Origin of the sequence: Paractinoplanes aksuensis (genome assembly GCF_024137025.1) — a bacterium.
In the GTDB taxonomy this organism is placed as follows: Bacteria; Actinomycetota; Actinomycetes; order Mycobacteriales; family Micromonosporaceae; genus Actinoplanes; species Actinoplanes aksuensis.
The window spans coordinates 159,729-175,633 of sequence record NZ_JAMYJR010000001.1; the positions used below are offsets into that span (position 1 = coordinate 159,729).

Here is a 15,905-nt window from a genome sequence, read left to right on the forward strand (position 1 = left end):
GATGACCGGCGGCGTGGTCCGCATCGGCGACAACGTCGACACCGACATGATGGTGCCCGGCGCCTACCTCAACGTGACCGATCCCGAGCTGCTGGCGCCGCACCTGCTCGAGGCGTACGACCCGGCGGTGACCGCGCGGATCGTCCCCGGCACGATCCTGGTGGCCGGCAGCAACCTGGGGATGGGCTCGTCGCGTGAGCACGCCCAGCTCGCCCTGCGCGGCCGGGGCGTCCAGGCCGTCATCGCCGAGAGCTTCGCCCGCATCTTCTTCCGCAACTGCGTCAACCTCGGGCTGCCGGTCATCGAGCACCCTTCGGCGGCCCGGGCCCTGCGCGACGGCGCCCCCGTAACGGTCGACCTGGCCGCGGGCCGGATGTCGAGCGAGGGCGCCGAATGGGCGATCCCGCCCGCGCCGCCGTTCATCGCCGAGCTGGTCGCGGCGGGCGGGCTGGTGCCCTGGGTACGTAACCGGCTGTCATAGAACTGTCATGCGTAGATCGCGCGACCCCTGGAAAAGGTCAGACCATGACTGTCACGGGAATCATCACCGCCATCGTCGTCGGCCTCATCGTGGGGGCGCTGGGCCGGCTCGTCGTGCCGGGCCGCCAGAACATCGCGCTGTGGCTGACCATGCTCATCGGCGTCGTGGCCGCGCTGCTGGGCACGGCCCTGTCCCGCGCGGCCGGGATCGGCACCTCCGGCTTCAGTCTGCTCGAGCTGGTCATCCAGGTGGCGCTGGCCGCGGTGGGGGTCGCGCTCGTGGCCGGGACCATGGGGCGCCGGCGCGCGGTGCGCTGACCCGTCATCAGATCGTCACGGATCCGGGGAAGGGCCGCCATACGCGGCCACGATCATTCAGCACGGGAGATATGCCGCACCGACGGGCGGCGTTCGCGGGGAGCGCCGCGAACGCCGCCCGTTCCGTGTCCAAACGCTGGCGCAAAATGGTTTGCTGTGGAAACCTATTGGCATGACCACAAACTCGATCCCCACGGACGGGGATCCGCGCCGCCTCCTGTCGGAAATGCGTGCGCTGTCGCACCGGGTCCGCGTCGACCAGCGGATGACCTGGGTCGCACTGCTGGTGCTGGGCGCGGCCACCCTGGCCGCGATCCCGGTCGACTGGTTCGGCATGGACGTGACCTGCGGGCCCGACGGCGGCTGCCAGTTCGCGCGGGACGGCATGCTCTACTACTGGATCCCGGCCATGCCCCTGACGTACGCGGCCATCGCCTACTTCTATCTGCGGGCAGCCCGGGCCCGGGGGCTGGGCGGCCGGGTGCTGCCCTACGCGATCACCGGCGCCGTGACGACAGTCGTCTTCCCCGCTGCCTGGCTGGCCGTGACCACGTATTTCGAGAGCCACCCGATCCCCGACCAGCCGCTGCCGTACTGGTGGTTCGTGCTCGACCGCCTCGTCATGCCGTGGGGCATGATCGGCGTGACGCTGCTGGTGCTGGCCTGGCTGGAACGCAACGTCGCGCTGCTGGCGTTCACGGTCGGCTACCTCGGGCTGGTCCTGCTGGTGCTGCCGATGAACTACGGCTTCAGCTCGGGAATCTTCAGCATCCGGGCCGCGATGGCGGTGCCGCAGCTCATCGTCGGCGTGGTGCTGCTGCTGGCCGCCCTCGGTTTCCGCCGGGTCGCGGACCGGCGCGGGTGACGGCCATGACGGGCGCGCAGGAACCGGAGGCCGCACACCCGGTGACCGGCCTCGACGAGGTCGTCCACCAGCGGGTGCGACTGGGCATCCTGACCGTCACGCGCGAGGCCCGTCGGGTCGAGTTCGGCTATCTGCGCACCCAGCTCGAGCTGACCGCCGGCAACCTGTCCAAGCACCTGAGCGTGCTCGAGGAGGCCGGGTTGATCGAGGTCGAGAAGGGCTACGAGGGCCGCCGCGGCCGCACCTGGCTCACCCTCACCGCGGCCGGCACGGTCGCGCTGACCGAGGAGATCACCCGCCTCAAGCAGCTCATCGCCCGGGTGGAGACCACCGAACCATGACCGGCGGCGCATCACCGGCACGTCCACTTGAGGGGGCGGTTGGCCACCACCTCGTTGTCGGTCGAGTCGGTGGTGTAGCCGGCCGCCGTCTTGCCGTCGGCGCTGAAGGCCGTGACCTGGTACTCCTTCATCTTGTTGTATCGCGGCAGCTTGACGATTCTCTTACCGGCCAGGATGACCGGATCGGCGATCGTGCTGAGCACCCAGCCGTTCTCGGCGCCGAGCGCGTCGTTGGACAGCTGGACGGCGAGCTTCTCGTACCGGTTGGCCGCGATCGAATAGCGGTACGACGTGAAACTGCGCATGGATCCGTCAGGCGCGTCGTGGACCGCGCTGCCGTAGAGCCAGCCGTTGCTGATCGAGCTCACCCAAAATCCGGTGGCTCCCTTCGGTACGGCCAGCTTGCGGCCGATGCCGTCGGGCCGCCACAGGTACGGGATCCCCTCGTCCCTGGTGTTCCGATAGATCGCGCCGATCACCGTGCCGTCCTCGCCGATGGCCGCGGCCGAGCCCCGGGTGATGCCGGACGGGAGCGCGAGCCGGGTCGGCTCCGCGCGGTACGACTTCCAGATGACCGGCGTCCCGCCGTCGAAGGCGCCGCCCAGGGTGCCGGCGATGACGCCCCGGTCGTTGATGGCGCCGGCGACGGCCCGGCCGCCGGCCAGCCGCCGTACAGTCCCACCGGCCAGGGCGTACGCCCGCTCCTCGTCGCCCACATAGCTGTAGCCCACGGCGATGCCGGACGAGTTGATGTCGCGGAACCCCGCGTCGGAGCCGGGCATGTTCGGAACGGGCAGAAGCTCGCCGTCCTTCCAGACCACCGTGTGCACCCCGCCCGGCCTCGGATAGACCCGCCCGGCGTGATAGCGCCCGGTCGGATCGCCCGCGGTGACCAGCGCTTTCTTGACCTCGCCGCTCGGCAGCAAGGTCACCTTACAGTCCTTCGGGACGACCGGCGCGACTTTGGCCGGGGCCTTCTTCGACGGTACGGTCACCGGCTTGACCGGGGCCGCCGGGGTGTCGCGCAGGGCGGAGGCGGCCACGGTGCCGCCGCCCGCCGCGACCGCGGTCACCGCGACCAGGGCCACCCCACCCGACCAGCGGCGCACCCGGCGCCGCCGCCGGCCCTCGGCCATCGTCCGTTCCACATCGACGGTCGACGGCAGCGGCGGGTCGTCGGGCATCGTGCGCAGGATCCGCACCGCGCGGTCGTCGTCGGTCATGTCTCTCGTCTCCTCCGTCATCGCCGGTCCTGAACGGTGACGGCGTCGGGCAGCTCGTCGAAGACCAGCCGCAGCCGGTCGAGCGCGTTCGAGGCCTGGCTCTTCACGGTCCCCTCGGAACAGCCGAGGATGTGGGCCACCTCTTTGACCGGCTGGTCGCACAGGTAGCGCAACACCACGACCGCCCGCTGGCGGGGCGGAAGCCCCATCAGGGCCGTGTGCACCACCGACCGTTCCTCGACCGGTGGCGGAGTGGTGGCCCGCTCGGGCAGCCAGTCGAGCAGCGCGACCTTCCACCACCCGCGGCGCCGCTCGTCCAGAAAGACCCGGACGAGCATCGTGTTGACGTACGCGTCGAGGTTCTCCACATGGCTGACCCGGGACCAGCGCGAGTAGAGCTTCGTCAGCGTCTCTTGCACAATGTCGTCCGCGCCGTGCGAGTCACCACAGAGCAGATAGGCCGCCCGCCGCAGGGCGGTCACCCGCCCCCGCACGAAGGCCAGGTACTCGCCATCGGTTCTTCTCGGCATCCGCCGCCCCGCCCCCTGTCACCGTCCTGCGTACCCGACGCGGACAGGCATCGATCGGTTGGGTCCCGGAAGAAATATTTGCCGTGCCCGCCTTCGCCGCTCCGCAGTTCGACCTGCACGACCCCGACGTGGTCGGCGTGGAGCGCCTGCTCAGTCGGGTCGGCACTGCCCAGGGCGACGACTTCGTCATCACCGGCACTATGGACACGTCCCGCCTGTCCGCCGACCGGACCATGGTCGGTTTCCTGGCCCGCCTGTACCGGCGGCGCACCGGCACCGAGACGTCGTTCCGGGCCACGCTCGACAACCAGGACCAGATCTCCACGCTTTCGCTGACGACCCCGGGCTCGCCCGACGCTTGGGTGATCAGCCTGTCCGAGTACGGCAAGGTCCAGCCTCTGGCCCCGCCGCCGGCCGACATCGTGAGGAAGCCCAACGCCACCGTGCTCAAGCTGCTGCGCAGCAAGGACCTGAGCATGCCCGACTGATAGTCACGCAGCCGAATCTCTTCCTCAACGCCTGATCAGTTCGACACCGTGCAGGGCTCGCCGTCCAAGCGGAAGTCGGTCGGGCGGGCGTTGGTGCCGCTGAACGTTGCCTGTAGGCCGAACGTGACTGTTGCGCCGGGGGCCAGGCCTCCGTTCCAGCTCGCGTTGCGGGCGGTCACCGCCGTGCCGGTCTGGGTCACCGTGGCGTTCCAGGCGCCGGTGACGCGCTGGTTGCCCGGGAACGTGAACGTCAGGGTCCACGAGTTGCGGGTTGCGCCGAGGTTGGTCACGTCGACGCTCGCGGTGAAACCGGTGCTCCACTGGTCGGCCACCCACCGCAGCGAACAGGCGGCAGCCGTCGGCGGCGGGGTGGTCGGCGGCGGCGTGGTCGGGGGTGTGCCGGCCGGAGGGAAGCGCAGGATCCGGTCGTCCTCGGTGGTCGGGGTGCCGCGGCCGTCGCGGTTGCTGGTGGTTACCCACAGAGCTCCGTCGGGGGCGCGTTCGACCGTACGCAAGCGTCCGTACTGGCCCTGGAGCGACGCGACCGGGGCGCCCGCGCCGCCGGCGCCGTCCAGCGGGACCGACCACAGTCGCTGACCGCGCAGCGCGGCCACGTACATCGTGCTGCCGTCGATGGCGGCGCCGCTGGGGGAGGCCTCGGCGGTGGTCCACACGACGATCGGGTTGCGATAGCGGGTGTCGTTGCTGCGGCCCTCGACCACGGGCCAGCCGTAGTTGGCGCCGGCGACGATCTGGTTCACCTCGTCCCACGTGTTCTGGCCGAATTCGGCGGCGTACAAGCGGCCCTGCGCGTCCCAGGCCAGGCCCTGCGGGTTGCGGTGGCCCAGGCTGTAGACCAGCGAACCGGGGAACGGGTTGCCGGTGGCCGGCACCCCGCCGTCGGGGCGCATGCGCAGGATCTTGCCGTTGCGGCTCTGCTGGTTCTGCGCGTTCGACGTCACGCCCGCGTCGCCGACGCCCGCGTAGAGCATGCCGTCGGGGCCGAAGGCGATGCGCCCGCCGTCGTGGATGCTCGCCTTGGCCAGTCCGCTGAGGATGACTGTCTGGGTCTGCGGGGCGTCCAACCGGAAGCGCGAGATCCGGTTGTCGGTGGCCGAGGTGAAGTACACGTACACGAGATTGTCCTGGGCGAACGTGGGCGACACCGCCAGGCCGAGCAGTCCCGCCTCGCCGGTCGCCGCGACCCCGGCGATGGTGGTGACGGTGACCGGCGCGCTGCCGGGCCGCACTCGCAGCACGCGGGCGCTGTTGCGTTCGGCGACCAGGGCGCTGCCGTCGGGCAGGAAGCCCAGCCCCCACGGCACGCTCAACCCGGTCGCGACCGTCTGTGGACTGGCCAGATCGGGTTCCTCGGCCACAGCCGGCGGACCGGCGATGGCCAGCACCAATGCGGCGACTGCGCTGACGACGAGAGTGCGGCGCATGACTACCTTCCTGATCAGATCCTCGCTCCGACCGCCTGGCCGTTGGCCGGCACCAGGAAGTTCGAGGAGCGCAGCGACCCGTCGGTGTTGCGCGGGCCGGTGATGGTCGATGAGTCGGTGCTGGACAGGCTCCACGAGCCGCCGATGTTCCACGAGTTGCCGGAGGCCGTCGACGAGCCCAGCGCCACTGCCGTCTTGTTGCTCACGGCGAGGTTCGCGGTCAGCCGCGAAGTGGAGCCGCCATCGACGTCGAAACCGGTCTTGGCATTTTGGTACGCGGTGTCGCGCGTGAAGACGAGCGAGCCGGTGTTGCCATTGTCCGTGAAGCCGTGGGCCGCATTGCCGAACGCCATGCTGTTGTTGACGGTGTGCGCGGCCGCCGGCCCAGTACCGCCGCTGCCGCCCATCTTGAAGCCGTTGCCGTCACCGGAGAAGTTCGGGATGCTCCACCGGTTGTAGCCGTTCCCGTACGCGATGCTGTTCTGAACGGAGATCGGCGAGGTGAACGACCAAGCGTCGAACCCGTCGTCGACGTTGTTCCACAGCCGGGCCCAGCGCACCACATTGCCGGCACCGCTACCCTCCTTGATGCCCAGCCCGTCGGCGCTTTCACCGTTCTTACGCGGGTCGCGATTGTTGTAACTGTCGAGACCGACGATCTGGTTGTTCGCCGAGCTGTTCTGCAATTGGAAACCGGTCTCGTAGTTGTCATGCGTGCTGAGCCGCTCGAACGTGTTGTTGTTGCAGTTCGCGCAGTAGACGCCGTACGGCCCACGCATGATCTCAAGACCCGACATCTTCCAGTACGAGGCCTCCATGTGAATGGCACCCCGTTGTGCGGCGGGAATGGTCGACCCGACGGCGCCCGGCGTGTACGGCAGCGCCTCGCCGTCGATGACAACCCTTTCCCCCGCGTACGCCGTGAGGGTGATCGGCGCCGCCGCCGTCCCGTTCTTGGCGATGGTGATGTTGGTGCTCAGCGCATAGGTGCCGCCGCGAATCGCGATGGTCCCGCCCGCCGAGACCAGGCTCACCGCCTTCTGGATCGTCGCCAGCGGCGCACTCTGCGTGCCGCTGTTGCCGTCGCTGCCACCGGGCGCGACGAACAGTGTGGAGTCCGCCGCTCGAACCGGCCCGGCCACCGCGAACGACGCCACCAGCACGAACAAGGGCAGCAGCTTCCGATACATCTCGGATCTCCTCAGGCGCGACTGGGGGCCGCCCACGCCAGCCCAGGAATGCGCTTTCTTCGGTGCAAACTACCCGCAACATAGACCTGAGTCAATGAAAGGGCGCAGTCGGGCGGCGCCTTCGTCGATCCAGGTTCGGAGCAGGGACGGTCAGGTCGGGCGGACGATCGGGAACAGGATGGTGTCGCGGATGTTCAGGCCGGTCAGGTTCATCACCAGGCGGTCGATGCCCAGGCCCATGCCGCCGGTCGGGGGCATTCCGTATTCGAGAGCGGTCAGGAAGTCCTCGTCGACCTGCATGGCCTCGGGGTCGCCGGCCGCGGCCAGCAGTGACTGGGCGACCAGGCGTTCGCGCTGGTCGATGGGGTCGATCAGCTCGGAGTAGGCGGTGCCCTGTTCGGCGCCGAAGATGACCAGGTCCCATTTCTCGGCCAGGCGCGGGTCGGTGCGGTGGGCGCGGGTCAGCGGGGCGTTCTCTTTCGGGAAATCCGTGTAGAAGACCGGCGTCGTCGTGGTGGCCTCGCACAATTCGCCGTAGATCTCCTCGAGCACGAAACCCCACGTCGGGTCCTCGGGCAGGGCGAGGCCGAGCTTGGCCGCGTGGGTCAGCAACGTACTCAATGGGGTGTCAGCCGTGACTTCCGAGCCCAATTTCTCCGAGACGGCGACGGTGATGGGTTTGACCGGCCAGTCGCCCGACAGGTCGTATTCCACCCCGTCGCGGCGGGCGATCGGGGCGCCGTAGATCGCGGTCGCCGCCTCCTGAATGAGGTGCTGGGTCAGCGTACGCATGGTGTTGTAGTCGCCGTAGGTCTCGTACACCTCGAGCGATGTGAACTCCGGATTGTGCTTGAAGTCGGCGCCCTCGTTGCGGAACTGGCGGCCCACCTCGAACACCTTTTCCAGGCCCCCGACGAGCAGCCGCTTCAGATGCAGCTCGGTCGCGATCCGCAAATACATGTCGAGGTCGTACGCGTTGATGTGGGTCTCGAACGGCCGGGCGTTGGCCCCACCGTGCACTTGTTGCAGCACCGGCGTTTCGACCTCGGTGAATCCGCGCTGCTGCAACGAATCACGAACGCTGCGCACCACGGTCGACCGTTTGTAGGCGATGTCCCGCGCGTCCGGTCGCACGATCAGATCGACGTACCGGTGGCGGATGCGCGATTCGGCGTCGGTGAGCCCGCGGTGTTTGTCGGGCAGTGGCCGCAGCGCCTTGCTGGTGATTCGCAACGATTTCGCCGCCACGGTCAGCTCGCCCTTGCGGGTCGTCATCACCTCACCGGTGACGCCGATGTGGTCCCCGAGGTCGATATCGGGCCAGATTTCCAGCCCCTCGACCATCACCTGCATATCTCCGCTGCCATCGCGCAGGGTGGCGAACCCGAGCCGGCCCATGTCCCGCTTCAACAGCACCCGGCCCACCACCGAAACTTCTTTTCCCGTACGGGTGTCCGGCGGCAGTTCGCCCGTCTCCGAGCGCAGCCCCGCGAGCGTGTGGGTGCGCGGGTGCCCCACGGGATAGGGATCGATTCCGCGCTCCCGCAGGCGGCGGACCTTGTCCGTGCGTACGCGAATCTGCTCCGGCACTTTGCGCCCGGCCAGCGGGTCGGCCGGCGGCGGAATGAGCGCGCGCACCCGCGCGGCATAGTCCGCTCCGGCCCGCGCCAATCCCTCATCCACCCGGCGGCCGATCCGGGGCGCGGTCAGAAAGCCCTCGGCGCTGCCCGCAGCCGTTCCGACCCGCGGCAGATCCGACGTGTATTCGAAACAGAGAAAGCGCGGCTCCCAATCCGGCAGATATTTGGCGTTGGACCGGTACAACGACTCGAGCTGCCAATTGCGCCCGGCCAGCCGCAGCGATTGCCGCCACAGCCGCGCGATCGGCCCGGCGCCGATCTGCGCCCCGCGTTCGAACGCCTCGCGGAACATCGCGAAGTTGAGCGACACCCGCCCGGTCCGCCCGGCCAGCGCCGACACCATCAGCTCGACCAGCCCGTTGTCGGCCGTCGGGTCGCGCCGCATCAGGTCGAGCGACAGCCCGTTGCGCCCCCACGGCACAAAACTGAGGAACCCACGTAACCGTCCGTCACCGTCGAGCGCCTGCACCATCACGCAGTCGTCGTCGAGCGGATCACCCAGCCGCCCCAGGGCCATCGAGAAGCCGCGCTCGTCGCCGCCGTCGCCGCGCCACCGCGCCGCGTCCTCCGTCAGCGCCGCGAAATCGGCCGCCGTCAGCGCCCCGTGCCTGCTCACCACCGTCGTGTACCCGCGTCTCAGCAGCCGCGCCACCGGCTGCCGCACGGCCTTCATCCCCGGCCCGCTCAGCGAGAACGCCCTCAGATCGACGATCGCCTCATCACCGATTTCGTACGCACTGAGCCCCGCCTCGGCATAGGCCGTAGCACCCTGTCGACCGGCCCCCATGACAGCCAGCGACCACCCGCCGGAACGCGCCATCGCTCGCCATGACTCGATGGCGGCCGCCCACCGCGCCGGATCCCCGACCGGATTCCCACTGGCCAGCGCGACCGAGCCCACCACCCGGTACGACACCCCCGCGGTGCCCGTGGAGTCCCACACGACCGCCTTGTCCCGCCGGGTCGCGAAGTAGCCCAGCGAGTCGTGCTCCCCGAAGTCCCGCAGCAACGTGCGCACCCGCGCCTCGTCCGCCGCGTCCAACGTGTGGGTCGTCCGCGGCGCCCGGAACAACAAATGCGCCGACGTCAGCACCACCACCGCGCCCAGCAGCCCGGTGATGACGTGGGCCCACCACGGTGAGGTCACCACCGGCCCACCCTCCGGCCGCCCCAGATCACCCAGCATGGCGTCGAACACGTGCAGAGCCGCCGCGGCAACGGTGGGCGACGTCCCGAAGGCCCGCACGAGGACCGTGCCGACCGCCAGCACGATCGCGCCTCCGCCGACGAAGCAGGCGACCGCGACGGCCACGCTGCCCGCCACTTGCCGAGCTGTGAACTGCGCCCGGACCCGGACCGCGACCACGGTCACCGCGCCCATCACGACCAGCCCGGCAACCTGGGCCCACTGCACCCCGGTGAAGAGCGACACCACCCGCCCGATCTCCGGCAGAACGAGCCACCAGATCAGCAGCAGCCACCACGCCGCCCGCAGCCGCCGCCGGAGCGCCACGCCCATGGCGAGCAGCAGGGCCGCGTACGTGAAACCGGGCACGACCGGAATGCTGAGCGCCGACACGACGTCCATCGACCGCGCGAAGTAGTGCCGCCAGGGCGGGACGACAGTGACCAGGATGCCCAGGCCCGCGTACGCGAACATCGCGAGCGCGAACCGGTCGGGCCAGCGGTCGTCGTGCAGCCGTCGCACGGGCGCGGTCATGTCGTTGCTCCTTCTCCAGGGGAGGGTGGGATCTCACCGTGCCGGGACAGGCTGACCGCTCCACTGACGGCGATGGCGAACCCGGCGGCGGCCGCCCAGTCCCAGCCGGGCCGCGGGCGGTCGCCCAACAGCAACAAGCCGACCGCGGCCGGGGCCACGGTCTCGAGAACGACGAGCGGCGCGGTCGCCCGGGTCACCGAGCCGCGCTGCATGGCCAACGAGTAGGTCAGCAGCGCGACCACCCCGCCGAGGGCCAGCCCGTAGGCGGCCGGATCGGTGAGGACACCGGTGACCGTGAGCGGCGCCGGCAGCACCCGCGTGGCCACGGCGACCACGCCGTACCCGAGCCCGGCGACCGCGCCCAGCAGCGCCGCGCCCCCGAACCTGGCCAGCGGAACGGCCAGCGCCACGAGCACGACGGCCGCCACCAGCACACCCCAGCTGAACGATGAGGCCAGCTCGACCGGCCGGTCCTCGGCCGCCGACAGCCCGACCAGTACGAGCCCGGCGATGACGACACCCACGCCGATCCAGTCGCTGCGGCGCAGTCGCATCTTGAGCACCACCGCACCCAGCACGGCGGTGACGGCCAGGAAACTCGCCACGACCGACTGCACCACGAACAGCGGCAGCGTGCGCAGTGCTACCAGCGAGAGCAGGAAGGCCACTCCGTCGACGGCGAGCCCGAGCAGATAGAGCCACGACCGCGCCAGCCGCACCAGCAGACCGAGATCGAGGCCTTCGGCCACGGGCGTACGCCGTACGGCCAAGGCCTGTAGGACGGACGCGACGCCGTAACACAGGGCCGAACCGAGCGCACCCACCAGCCCGAGTCCCATGATCCCGACCCTAGTCCCGCCCGCGGCGCCGACGCAGTGGGCCGAATCTCCCGGTCCGGCCGCCGTCGGTGTGGACTTCCGACACGGAGACGATCATCAACAGGGCGGCGAGCGGCAGCTCGACCAGAACGGCGGACGCCAGCGCCGCCGCCAACCCGTCCCGGCCGGTGGTGACCAGGTCGAAGCCGGCGTCGCAGAGCAGCAGCAGCCCGAGCCCGAACCCGACCAGCGGCGCCTCGGGCCGCCGGCGCAAGACGAGGACCGCGGTGGTGGCGAACAGCGCCAGCAGCAGCAGGTCGAAGCCGAGCCAGGCCGGCCGCCAGTGGTGCACGGTGTGCGAGTCGGGCAGGGTCGCGGCCAGGTAGCCGATCCACGGCACGAGCAGCACCGCGCAGGCCAGCAGCAAGGCCACGAACCACCGGCGGCGGCGCGGCGCGACCGACAGCCGGCGGATCAGATCCCGGCGCTGGTCCTCGGACATCGCGGCGATGTCGTCATCGCTGATCACCCCCCGATCCTGACACCGACTCCGGCCCGAGTCCGCCCTGCTGGGCCAGCAGCCCGGCCTGGGTACGGTTGTCGCAGTCGAGCTTGACCAGCAACCGCGACACGTACCCCTTGACCGTGGCCTCGCTCAGCCGCAGCCGCCGGGCGATGCGCAGGTTGGAGTCGCCCGCGCCCAGCCCGGCCAGCACCTCGGTCTCGCGCTCGCTGAGCCGGCTCAGCCGCTCGCGCACCCGGCGGCGGTCACCGGCCGCGCCCAGCAGGCGCTGCGCGGCCACCGGGGACAGCACCGTGCCGCCGCCGGCCGCGGCCCGCACCAGCGTGACCAGGTCGTCCGGGTCGGTCGACTTGACCAGGAAGCCGGCCGCCCCGGCCTCCAGCGCCCGCAGCACGTACTCGTCGTGGTCGAACGTGGTCAGCACGACCAGCCGGGGCGGGTCGGGGAAGCGGGCGATGCGTTCGATCGCGGTCAGGCCGTCGACCCCGGGCCGTGCTCGGCCCGATGGGGCGCATGGCGCTCACCGACTACGTACTGGCCTCGGTCCTGATCCTGGTGGCCGACCGCGTGCTCGACCTGGACGGGTATACCGAGATCGTCTGGACCGGCCTGGTCATCGGCGTCGTGCAGGCCGCCCTCAGCATTGTGTGGCTGCGGCACTTCCGCTACGGGCCGCTCGAATGGGTGTGGCGCTGCCTGAGCTGGTGGCGGCTCATGCCGATCCGGTCTTAAGCACCGCCCGGGGTCGTGCCGATGGGCCTTGTGTGCGCAGGGGACGCGGCTGGACCGGTCTGCTGCTGGTGGCCACGGTCCTGGCCACCGGCGGCGCGGTGACGATCGCCGCGTACGACATCGTCGACAGCGGCGAGGAGCGCTACGCGGCCCAGGTCATGGACCGCTACGCCGACGACCTGTCGGCGGCCGTCAGCGACCGGGCCGGGCGCTACTCCGAAACCGTGAGCGACCTCGCGGCCGCCGTGGGCGCCCAGACCGACCTGCGGAAGGACGACTTCGTCCGGATCACCGCCACGCTCGACGGGGCCCGGCTGCCCGGCGCGGCCGGCATCACCTTCGTGGTGCCCGCCGCCACCCCCGAGGTGCCCGCGGTCCAGCGCTACTGGCGCGAACGCGGCGCCGAGAAGCTGCGGCTGCTGCCCGCGCGGGGCGTCCCGACCCACGACTTCGTGGTCTTCGAGCGGACGTTCGACAGCGTCACCGACACTGCCGGCATCGACCTGGCCCAGCGACCGCAGGCGGGCGAGGTGCTACGGACCGCGCAGGCCAGCGGCCGGCCCGCGATCAGCCCGGCCTACCGGCTGATCCGGGACGACAGACTCGCGGCGACCGCCCGCCAGACGTCCGTCTCGTTCGCCGCGCCGGTCTACTCCGGGCTCGGCTCGTCGGCGCCGGACGTGTTCAAGGGATGGATCGTCATGCCGGTCCGGGGGCAGGACTTCATGGCCCACACCCTGCTCGACCGCGGCCAGGGCGCGGTGCAAGCCGAACTGACGGAGTCCGGCGGCAGCCACGCTGTGCTCGCGTCGGCGCTGCCGGGTCGGCGGGTGAGCGACGAGACACTGGTCCGGCAGCGGGCGCTCACCGTGGGGCAGAGGCATTGGGAGGTCACGCTGTGGCCCACTACGCGGCTTCTCAGCGCGACCAATCGGGGGATGAGCCGGTTCACGTTGGCGGCGGGGGCGGCGCTGACGCTGCTGTTGTGTTTGATGACTGCCGTGTTGACGGGGAGCCGTAACCGCGCGTTGCAGCAAGTCGACGAGGCCACGGCGGAGCTGCGGCACGACATCGCACGGCGGGAGAGCGTCGAGGCTCAGCTGCGGGAACGTGAGCAGGAGCTGCACCACCTGGCGTTCCACGATCCGTTGACGGGGCTGGCCAACCGCATGTTGTTCTATGACCGGTTGACTCACGCTGTGGCTACACACAGCCGGATCGGTGGGCAACTGGCGGTGTTGTTCATCGATCTGGACGGATTCAAACGGGTCAACGACGAACACGGCCATCATGCGGGTGACCTGGTCTTGCGTACGGTGGCGGAACGCCTGCGGGCGTCGCTGCGCGCCTCGGACACGGTGGCCCGGTTCGGTGGGGACGAGTTCGCCATCATCCTGCAGGACATCGCGTCGGATGGTGATGCCCGGGCGGTGGCTGAGCGGATCATCGCCGATGTGCGTAAGGACATCGATGTGCACGGGGAGGTGGCGCAGGTGTCGACCAGTATCGGGATCGCGGTGGGGCACAGCGGGCGTACGGCTGAGGACTTGATCCGGGAGGCTGATGTGGCGATGTATGCGGCTAAGAGTGGTGGCAAGGACCAGTACGTCACGGCGTGATTGTCAGTGTTGGGGCTGGGTAAAACTGATGTGCATGAAGCTGTGGAACATACCGGCCTGGGCCTGGATCACGGGGATCGTGATCGGGACGACGATCAGCCTGATGATGTTCGATGACCTCATTATTGCGGCGATGTTCGGAGTGTCTATCGGCACTGCCTTTGCGATCGCCTTTGGGGCTACTAGCTCTGCTCGTAGGGAATAGGCGGCCTTCTTACGGTGGACGGGTGGGGCCGAGGGTGGCCATGCTGGGCTGTGGAGCAGTTATGCCCTGCATGGCCACCCTCGGCCCCACCCTTGCGGGGTTTCAGCTCGCTCTTGCGTTGGGGGCGGCGCTTCTCTGAGTGCTGGGGTTCGCTGGGGGAACCCGTGCGGGTTGGGGGTCCGGCTGCCGCGTTTGGGGGGAGCCAGGACTTCGGCTTACTCAGGCCGGCCTTTGTGGTGGGGCGCGCGTTCGTACCGTGCCGGTTGCGCTGGTGTTTCTCGGGCCGGTCGGCCTGCTCAGGCTGCGAGGGCTATCAGGGCGGAGAGGGCTAAGCCGACTGCTGAGCCGGAGGCCAGGGGAGCGGCCAGGGGTCTTGTTCGTGTTGCCAGGGCTACGGCTGCGCAGGCGATCAAGGACCAGAACAGGAGGGCTGCTGAGGCGAACAGGCCCAGTTGGGTCTGGATGGCGGCGTCGCTGTCTTGCAGGTTGCGGCCTTGGACCAGCAGCAGCGCGGTCAGGAAAAGTTGGGGTAGTGATCCCAGCAGGGCGAGGGTCCAGCTCCGGCGGCGGGAGCGTGCCGAGGGCATGGCGTCTCCCTCGTTGGGCGTGGGTGTTCCCGATGAATTATGTCGAGGTTCGGCGTACGTCGTGGTCACGTCGGGCGTGATGACGGTGGTCCGCTGTGCTGACGGCGGCTCAGGTCGGGCCGGCTGCTGCCGATCAGATGCGGTCGTGAAACCACCTTCTCGCGCATCGCGGACAGTGCTGCGAGCGATGCTGGTGTCGTGGGCGTGGTGGCTCGCTGCTTGGCTGGGCGCCCTGGTCTACGCCGCTGTTCGTGCTGATCCGGAGCCGGGTTGCGGGGGTCCGGGTGTGCCAGTGACCGCGACTGGATGGTGGCGGAACTGGTGCTGCTCGGCATTCCGGCGGTCGTCAGCGGAGCGGTGGTGAGCGCGGTTCTGGTCGGGCTCCTGGCGCGGCGCGGCCGGCGTTCGGCAGTGGCTCTCGGAACCGCTGCGACGTGGCTTTGCTGGCTTGCCGTCGCCGCGTTCGCCGTGATCCGCGCGGCGACGTGACTCGACATGCCAACCGCCGACGACTGCTCGACTTCTGGGCTGATGCTCGATCGCGAACGGATGGCTGATCCCTCGCGCCGGATCTAGCATGCTCTTCATGAGCGACGTCGACGCCGGTGAGTTGCCCGAGCTGACGTACGTACTGCCGACCATCCCGGCCTCGGCCGGCGCTCTGATCCGTGCCCGCAAGGGCCGGTTGCTCATCCTGAAGCCGACGTACAAGGGCGGCTGGACGATCCCCGGCGGGGTGGTGGAGGTCGGCGAGTCACCCTGGGAAGCATGTCGCCGAGAAACCAGGGAGGAGGCCGGCCTCGACGTCACCACGGGCCGGCTCAAGTGCGTCGACTTCCTCCGACCACGACCTGACCGTCCGGGCGGCATGCGCTTCCTCTTCGACTGCGGCGTCTTCGACGACGACGTCCTGGCCACGGTGGTCCTCCAGCCGCTCGAAATCTCCGAAAGCCAAATCCTGCCGATCGACGAGGCGCTGCCTTTGCTCAGCGGGCCCGTCCGTCGTCGGGTACGCGCCGCCTGGAAAACAAAGCACGTCCGCTACCTGGAAGACGGCCGCCCGGCACAAGGCGTCACTCCTTAGCGGCCCGCAACCACCGACCGCACATCGACAACCCCATGCAACACCGCGGCAACGAACCCCCGGCCGCCACATACAGCGAGCCCACTCGACGCTGCAA

General features: G+C 69.8%; 18 protein-coding genes and 3 pseudogenes. 10 read left to right on the forward strand and 11 right to left on the reverse strand.

What is annotated here, in order from left to right; translation table 11 throughout:
- Position 1 precedes the first annotated feature (1 nt).
- The 4 genes from M1L60_RS00715 to M1L60_RS00730 all read left to right on the forward strand — a co-directional run bounded on the left by M1L60_RS00715 (position 2) and on the right by M1L60_RS00730 (position 2,004).
- Positions 2 to 481, forward strand: coding sequence for a LeuD/DmdB family oxidoreductase small subunit (locus M1L60_RS00715; RefSeq protein ID WP_253235485.1), 480 nt, complete (start codon positions 2 to 4; stop codon positions 479 to 481).
- A gap of 44 nt (positions 482 to 525) precedes the next feature.
- Positions 526 to 798, forward strand: coding sequence for a GlsB/YeaQ/YmgE family stress response membrane protein (locus tag M1L60_RS00720; RefSeq protein WP_253235248.1), 273 nt, complete (start codon positions 526 to 528; stop codon positions 796 to 798).
- Positions 799 to 970: 172 nt separating this feature from the next.
- Positions 971 to 1,663 carry a hypothetical protein gene (locus M1L60_RS00725; RefSeq protein ID WP_253235249.1) on the forward strand — a complete coding sequence of 231 codons (693 nt, stop codon included), beginning with the start codon at positions 971 to 973 and terminating at the stop codon, positions 1,661 to 1,663.
- A 5-nt stretch (positions 1,664 to 1,668) separates the two neighbouring features.
- Positions 1,669 to 2,004, forward strand: coding sequence for a transcriptional regulator (locus M1L60_RS00730; protein WP_253235250.1), 336 nt, complete (start codon positions 1,669 to 1,671; stop codon positions 2,002 to 2,004).
- An 11-nt stretch (positions 2,005 to 2,015) separates the two neighbouring features.
- Here the strand turns inward: M1L60_RS00730 and M1L60_RS00735 are convergent, their stop codons facing one another.
- Together M1L60_RS00735 and M1L60_RS00740 are read right to left on the reverse strand one after the other, a co-directional pair.
- On the reverse strand, positions 2,016 to 3,227 hold the full coding sequence (locus tag M1L60_RS00735) for a hypothetical protein (protein ID WP_253235251.1): 1,212 nt from the start codon (positions 3,225 to 3,227) through the stop codon (positions 2,016 to 2,018).
- 17 nt (positions 3,228 to 3,244) lie between these two features.
- The gene (locus M1L60_RS00740; protein ID WP_253235252.1) at positions 3,245 to 3,757 is read right to left on the reverse strand and encodes a SigE family RNA polymerase sigma factor; all 513 of its coding nucleotides are present in this window, start codon (positions 3,755 to 3,757) and stop codon (positions 3,245 to 3,247) included.
- 83 nt (positions 3,758 to 3,840) lie between these two features.
- Between M1L60_RS00740 and M1L60_RS00745 the strand changes: the two genes are divergently transcribed.
- Positions 3,841 to 4,245 carry a hypothetical protein gene (locus M1L60_RS00745; protein WP_253235253.1) on the forward strand — a complete coding sequence of 135 codons (405 nt, stop codon included), beginning with the start codon at positions 3,841 to 3,843 and terminating at the stop codon, positions 4,243 to 4,245.
- Positions 4,246 to 4,280: 35 nt separating this feature from the next.
- On the opposite strand, the gene M1L60_RS48480 is transcribed toward M1L60_RS00745, so the two are convergent.
- From M1L60_RS48480 to M1L60_RS47525, 8 genes and pseudogenes are all read right to left on the reverse strand, one after another.
- Positions 4,281 to 4,577, reverse strand: a complete 297-nt coding sequence (locus tag M1L60_RS48480; RefSeq protein WP_438862063.1) for a cellulose binding domain-containing protein — start codon at positions 4,575 to 4,577, stop codon at positions 4,281 to 4,283.
- An 81-nt stretch (positions 4,578 to 4,658) separates the two neighbouring features.
- Positions 4,659 to 5,690, reverse strand: a pseudogene (locus M1L60_RS00750) (PQQ-dependent sugar dehydrogenase); the annotation flags it as partial.
- Between the two features lie 14 nt (positions 5,691 to 5,704).
- Positions 5,705 to 6,880 carry a right-handed parallel beta-helix repeat-containing protein gene (locus M1L60_RS00755; protein WP_253235255.1) on the reverse strand — a complete coding sequence of 392 codons (1,176 nt, stop codon included), beginning with the start codon at positions 6,878 to 6,880 and terminating at the stop codon, positions 5,705 to 5,707.
- A gap of 150 nt (positions 6,881 to 7,030) precedes the next feature.
- Positions 7,031 to 10,240, reverse strand: a complete 3,210-nt coding sequence (gene lysX, locus M1L60_RS00760) for a bifunctional lysylphosphatidylglycerol synthetase/lysine--tRNA ligase LysX (RefSeq protein WP_253235256.1) — start codon at positions 10,238 to 10,240, stop codon at positions 7,031 to 7,033.
- Complete coding sequence (locus M1L60_RS00765) at positions 10,237 to 11,079, reverse strand: EamA family transporter (RefSeq protein WP_253235257.1); 843 nt, start codon at positions 11,077 to 11,079, stop codon at positions 10,237 to 10,239. Before M1L60_RS00765 ends, lysX begins: the two co-directional genes overlap by 4 nt.
- Before the next feature lie 10 nt (positions 11,080 to 11,089).
- Positions 11,090 to 11,587: a hypothetical protein gene (locus M1L60_RS00770; RefSeq protein ID WP_253235258.1), complete on the reverse strand. Its 498-nt coding sequence runs from the start codon at positions 11,585 to 11,587 to the stop codon at positions 11,090 to 11,092.
- On the reverse strand, positions 11,574 to 11,900 hold the full coding sequence (locus tag M1L60_RS47520) for a response regulator transcription factor (RefSeq protein ID WP_308208410.1): 327 nt from the start codon (positions 11,898 to 11,900) through the stop codon (positions 11,574 to 11,576). Before M1L60_RS47520 ends, M1L60_RS00770 begins: the two co-directional genes overlap by 14 nt.
- Before the next feature lie 9 nt (positions 11,901 to 11,909).
- A pseudogene (locus M1L60_RS47525) lies at positions 11,910 to 12,059 on the reverse strand (response regulator); the annotation flags it as partial.
- Here M1L60_RS47525 and M1L60_RS00780 point away from each other — a divergent pair.
- From M1L60_RS00780 to M1L60_RS00790, 3 genes and pseudogenes are all read left to right on the forward strand, one after another.
- Positions 12,053 to 12,313 (forward strand): annotated as a pseudogene (locus tag M1L60_RS00780) (DUF418 domain-containing protein); the annotation flags it as partial. The pseudogenes M1L60_RS47525 and M1L60_RS00780 sit on opposite strands and share 7 nt — an antisense overlap.
- A gap of 32 nt (positions 12,314 to 12,345) precedes the next feature.
- Positions 12,346 to 13,932, forward strand: coding sequence for a diguanylate cyclase domain-containing protein (locus M1L60_RS00785; protein ID WP_253235260.1), 1,587 nt, complete (start codon positions 12,346 to 12,348; stop codon positions 13,930 to 13,932).
- Positions 13,933 to 13,966: 34 nt separating this feature from the next.
- Positions 13,967 to 14,137 (forward strand): hypothetical protein, encoded by a 171-nt coding sequence (locus tag M1L60_RS00790; protein WP_253235261.1) that lies wholly within the window; start codon positions 13,967 to 13,969, stop codon positions 14,135 to 14,137.
- Between the two features lie 296 nt (positions 14,138 to 14,433).
- Here the strand turns inward: M1L60_RS00790 and M1L60_RS00795 are convergent, their stop codons facing one another.
- The gene (locus tag M1L60_RS00795) at positions 14,434 to 14,724 is read right to left on the reverse strand and encodes a hypothetical protein (protein ID WP_253235262.1); all 291 of its coding nucleotides are present in this window, start codon (positions 14,722 to 14,724) and stop codon (positions 14,434 to 14,436) included.
- Positions 14,725 to 15,030: 306 nt separating this feature from the next.
- On the opposite strand from M1L60_RS00795, the gene M1L60_RS00800 reads away from it, so the two are divergent.
- Both M1L60_RS00800 and M1L60_RS00805 read left to right on the forward strand, forming a co-directional pair.
- Positions 15,031 to 15,213: a hypothetical protein gene (locus tag M1L60_RS00800; RefSeq protein ID WP_253235263.1), complete on the forward strand. Its 183-nt coding sequence runs from the start codon at positions 15,031 to 15,033 to the stop codon at positions 15,211 to 15,213.
- Between the two features lie 97 nt (positions 15,214 to 15,310).
- A complete protein-coding gene (locus M1L60_RS00805; protein ID WP_253235264.1) occupies positions 15,311 to 15,808 on the forward strand; it encodes an NUDIX domain-containing protein in 498 nt (165 codons plus the stop codon).
- The last annotated feature ends 97 nt before the right edge of the window (positions 15,809 to 15,905 follow it).

Excerpts from the sequence above, each read along its gene's own strand:
- M1L60_RS00715 (WP_253235485.1), top strand. The coding sequence starts at position 2 with ATGACCGGCGGCGTGGTCCGCATCGGCGACAACGTCGACACCGACATG.
- M1L60_RS00720 (WP_253235248.1), top strand. The coding sequence starts at position 526 with ATGACTGTCACGGGAATCATCACCGCCATCGTCGTCGGCCTCATCGTG.
- M1L60_RS00725 (WP_253235249.1), top strand. The coding sequence starts at position 971 with ATGACCACAAACTCGATCCCCACGGACGGGGATCCGCGCCGCCTCCTG.
- M1L60_RS00730 (WP_253235250.1), top strand. The coding sequence starts at position 1,669 with ATGACGGGCGCGCAGGAACCGGAGGCCGCACACCCGGTGACCGGCCTC.
- M1L60_RS00735 (WP_253235251.1), bottom strand. The coding sequence starts at position 3,227 with ATGACCGACGACGACCGCGCGGTGCGGATCCTGCGCACGATGCCCGAC.
- M1L60_RS00740 (WP_253235252.1), bottom strand. The coding sequence starts at position 3,757 with ATGCCGAGAAGAACCGATGGCGAGTACCTGGCCTTCGTGCGGGGGCGG.
- M1L60_RS00755 (WP_253235255.1), bottom strand. The coding sequence starts at position 6,880 with ATGTATCGGAAGCTGCTGCCCTTGTTCGTGCTGGTGGCGTCGTTCGCG.
- lysX (WP_253235256.1), bottom strand. The coding sequence starts at position 10,240 with ATGACCGCGCCCGTGCGACGGCTGCACGACGACCGCTGGCCCGACCGG.
- M1L60_RS00765 (WP_253235257.1), bottom strand. The coding sequence starts at position 11,079 with ATGGGACTCGGGCTGGTGGGTGCGCTCGGTTCGGCCCTGTGTTACGGC.
- M1L60_RS00790 (WP_253235261.1), top strand. The coding sequence starts at position 13,967 with ATGAAGCTGTGGAACATACCGGCCTGGGCCTGGATCACGGGGATCGTG.
- M1L60_RS00795 (WP_253235262.1), bottom strand. The coding sequence starts at position 14,724 with ATGCCCTCGGCACGCTCCCGCCGCCGGAGCTGGACCCTCGCCCTGCTG.
- M1L60_RS00800 (WP_253235263.1), top strand. The coding sequence starts at position 15,031 with ATGGTGGCGGAACTGGTGCTGCTCGGCATTCCGGCGGTCGTCAGCGGA.
- M1L60_RS00805 (WP_253235264.1), top strand. The coding sequence starts at position 15,311 with ATGAGCGACGTCGACGCCGGTGAGTTGCCCGAGCTGACGTACGTACTG.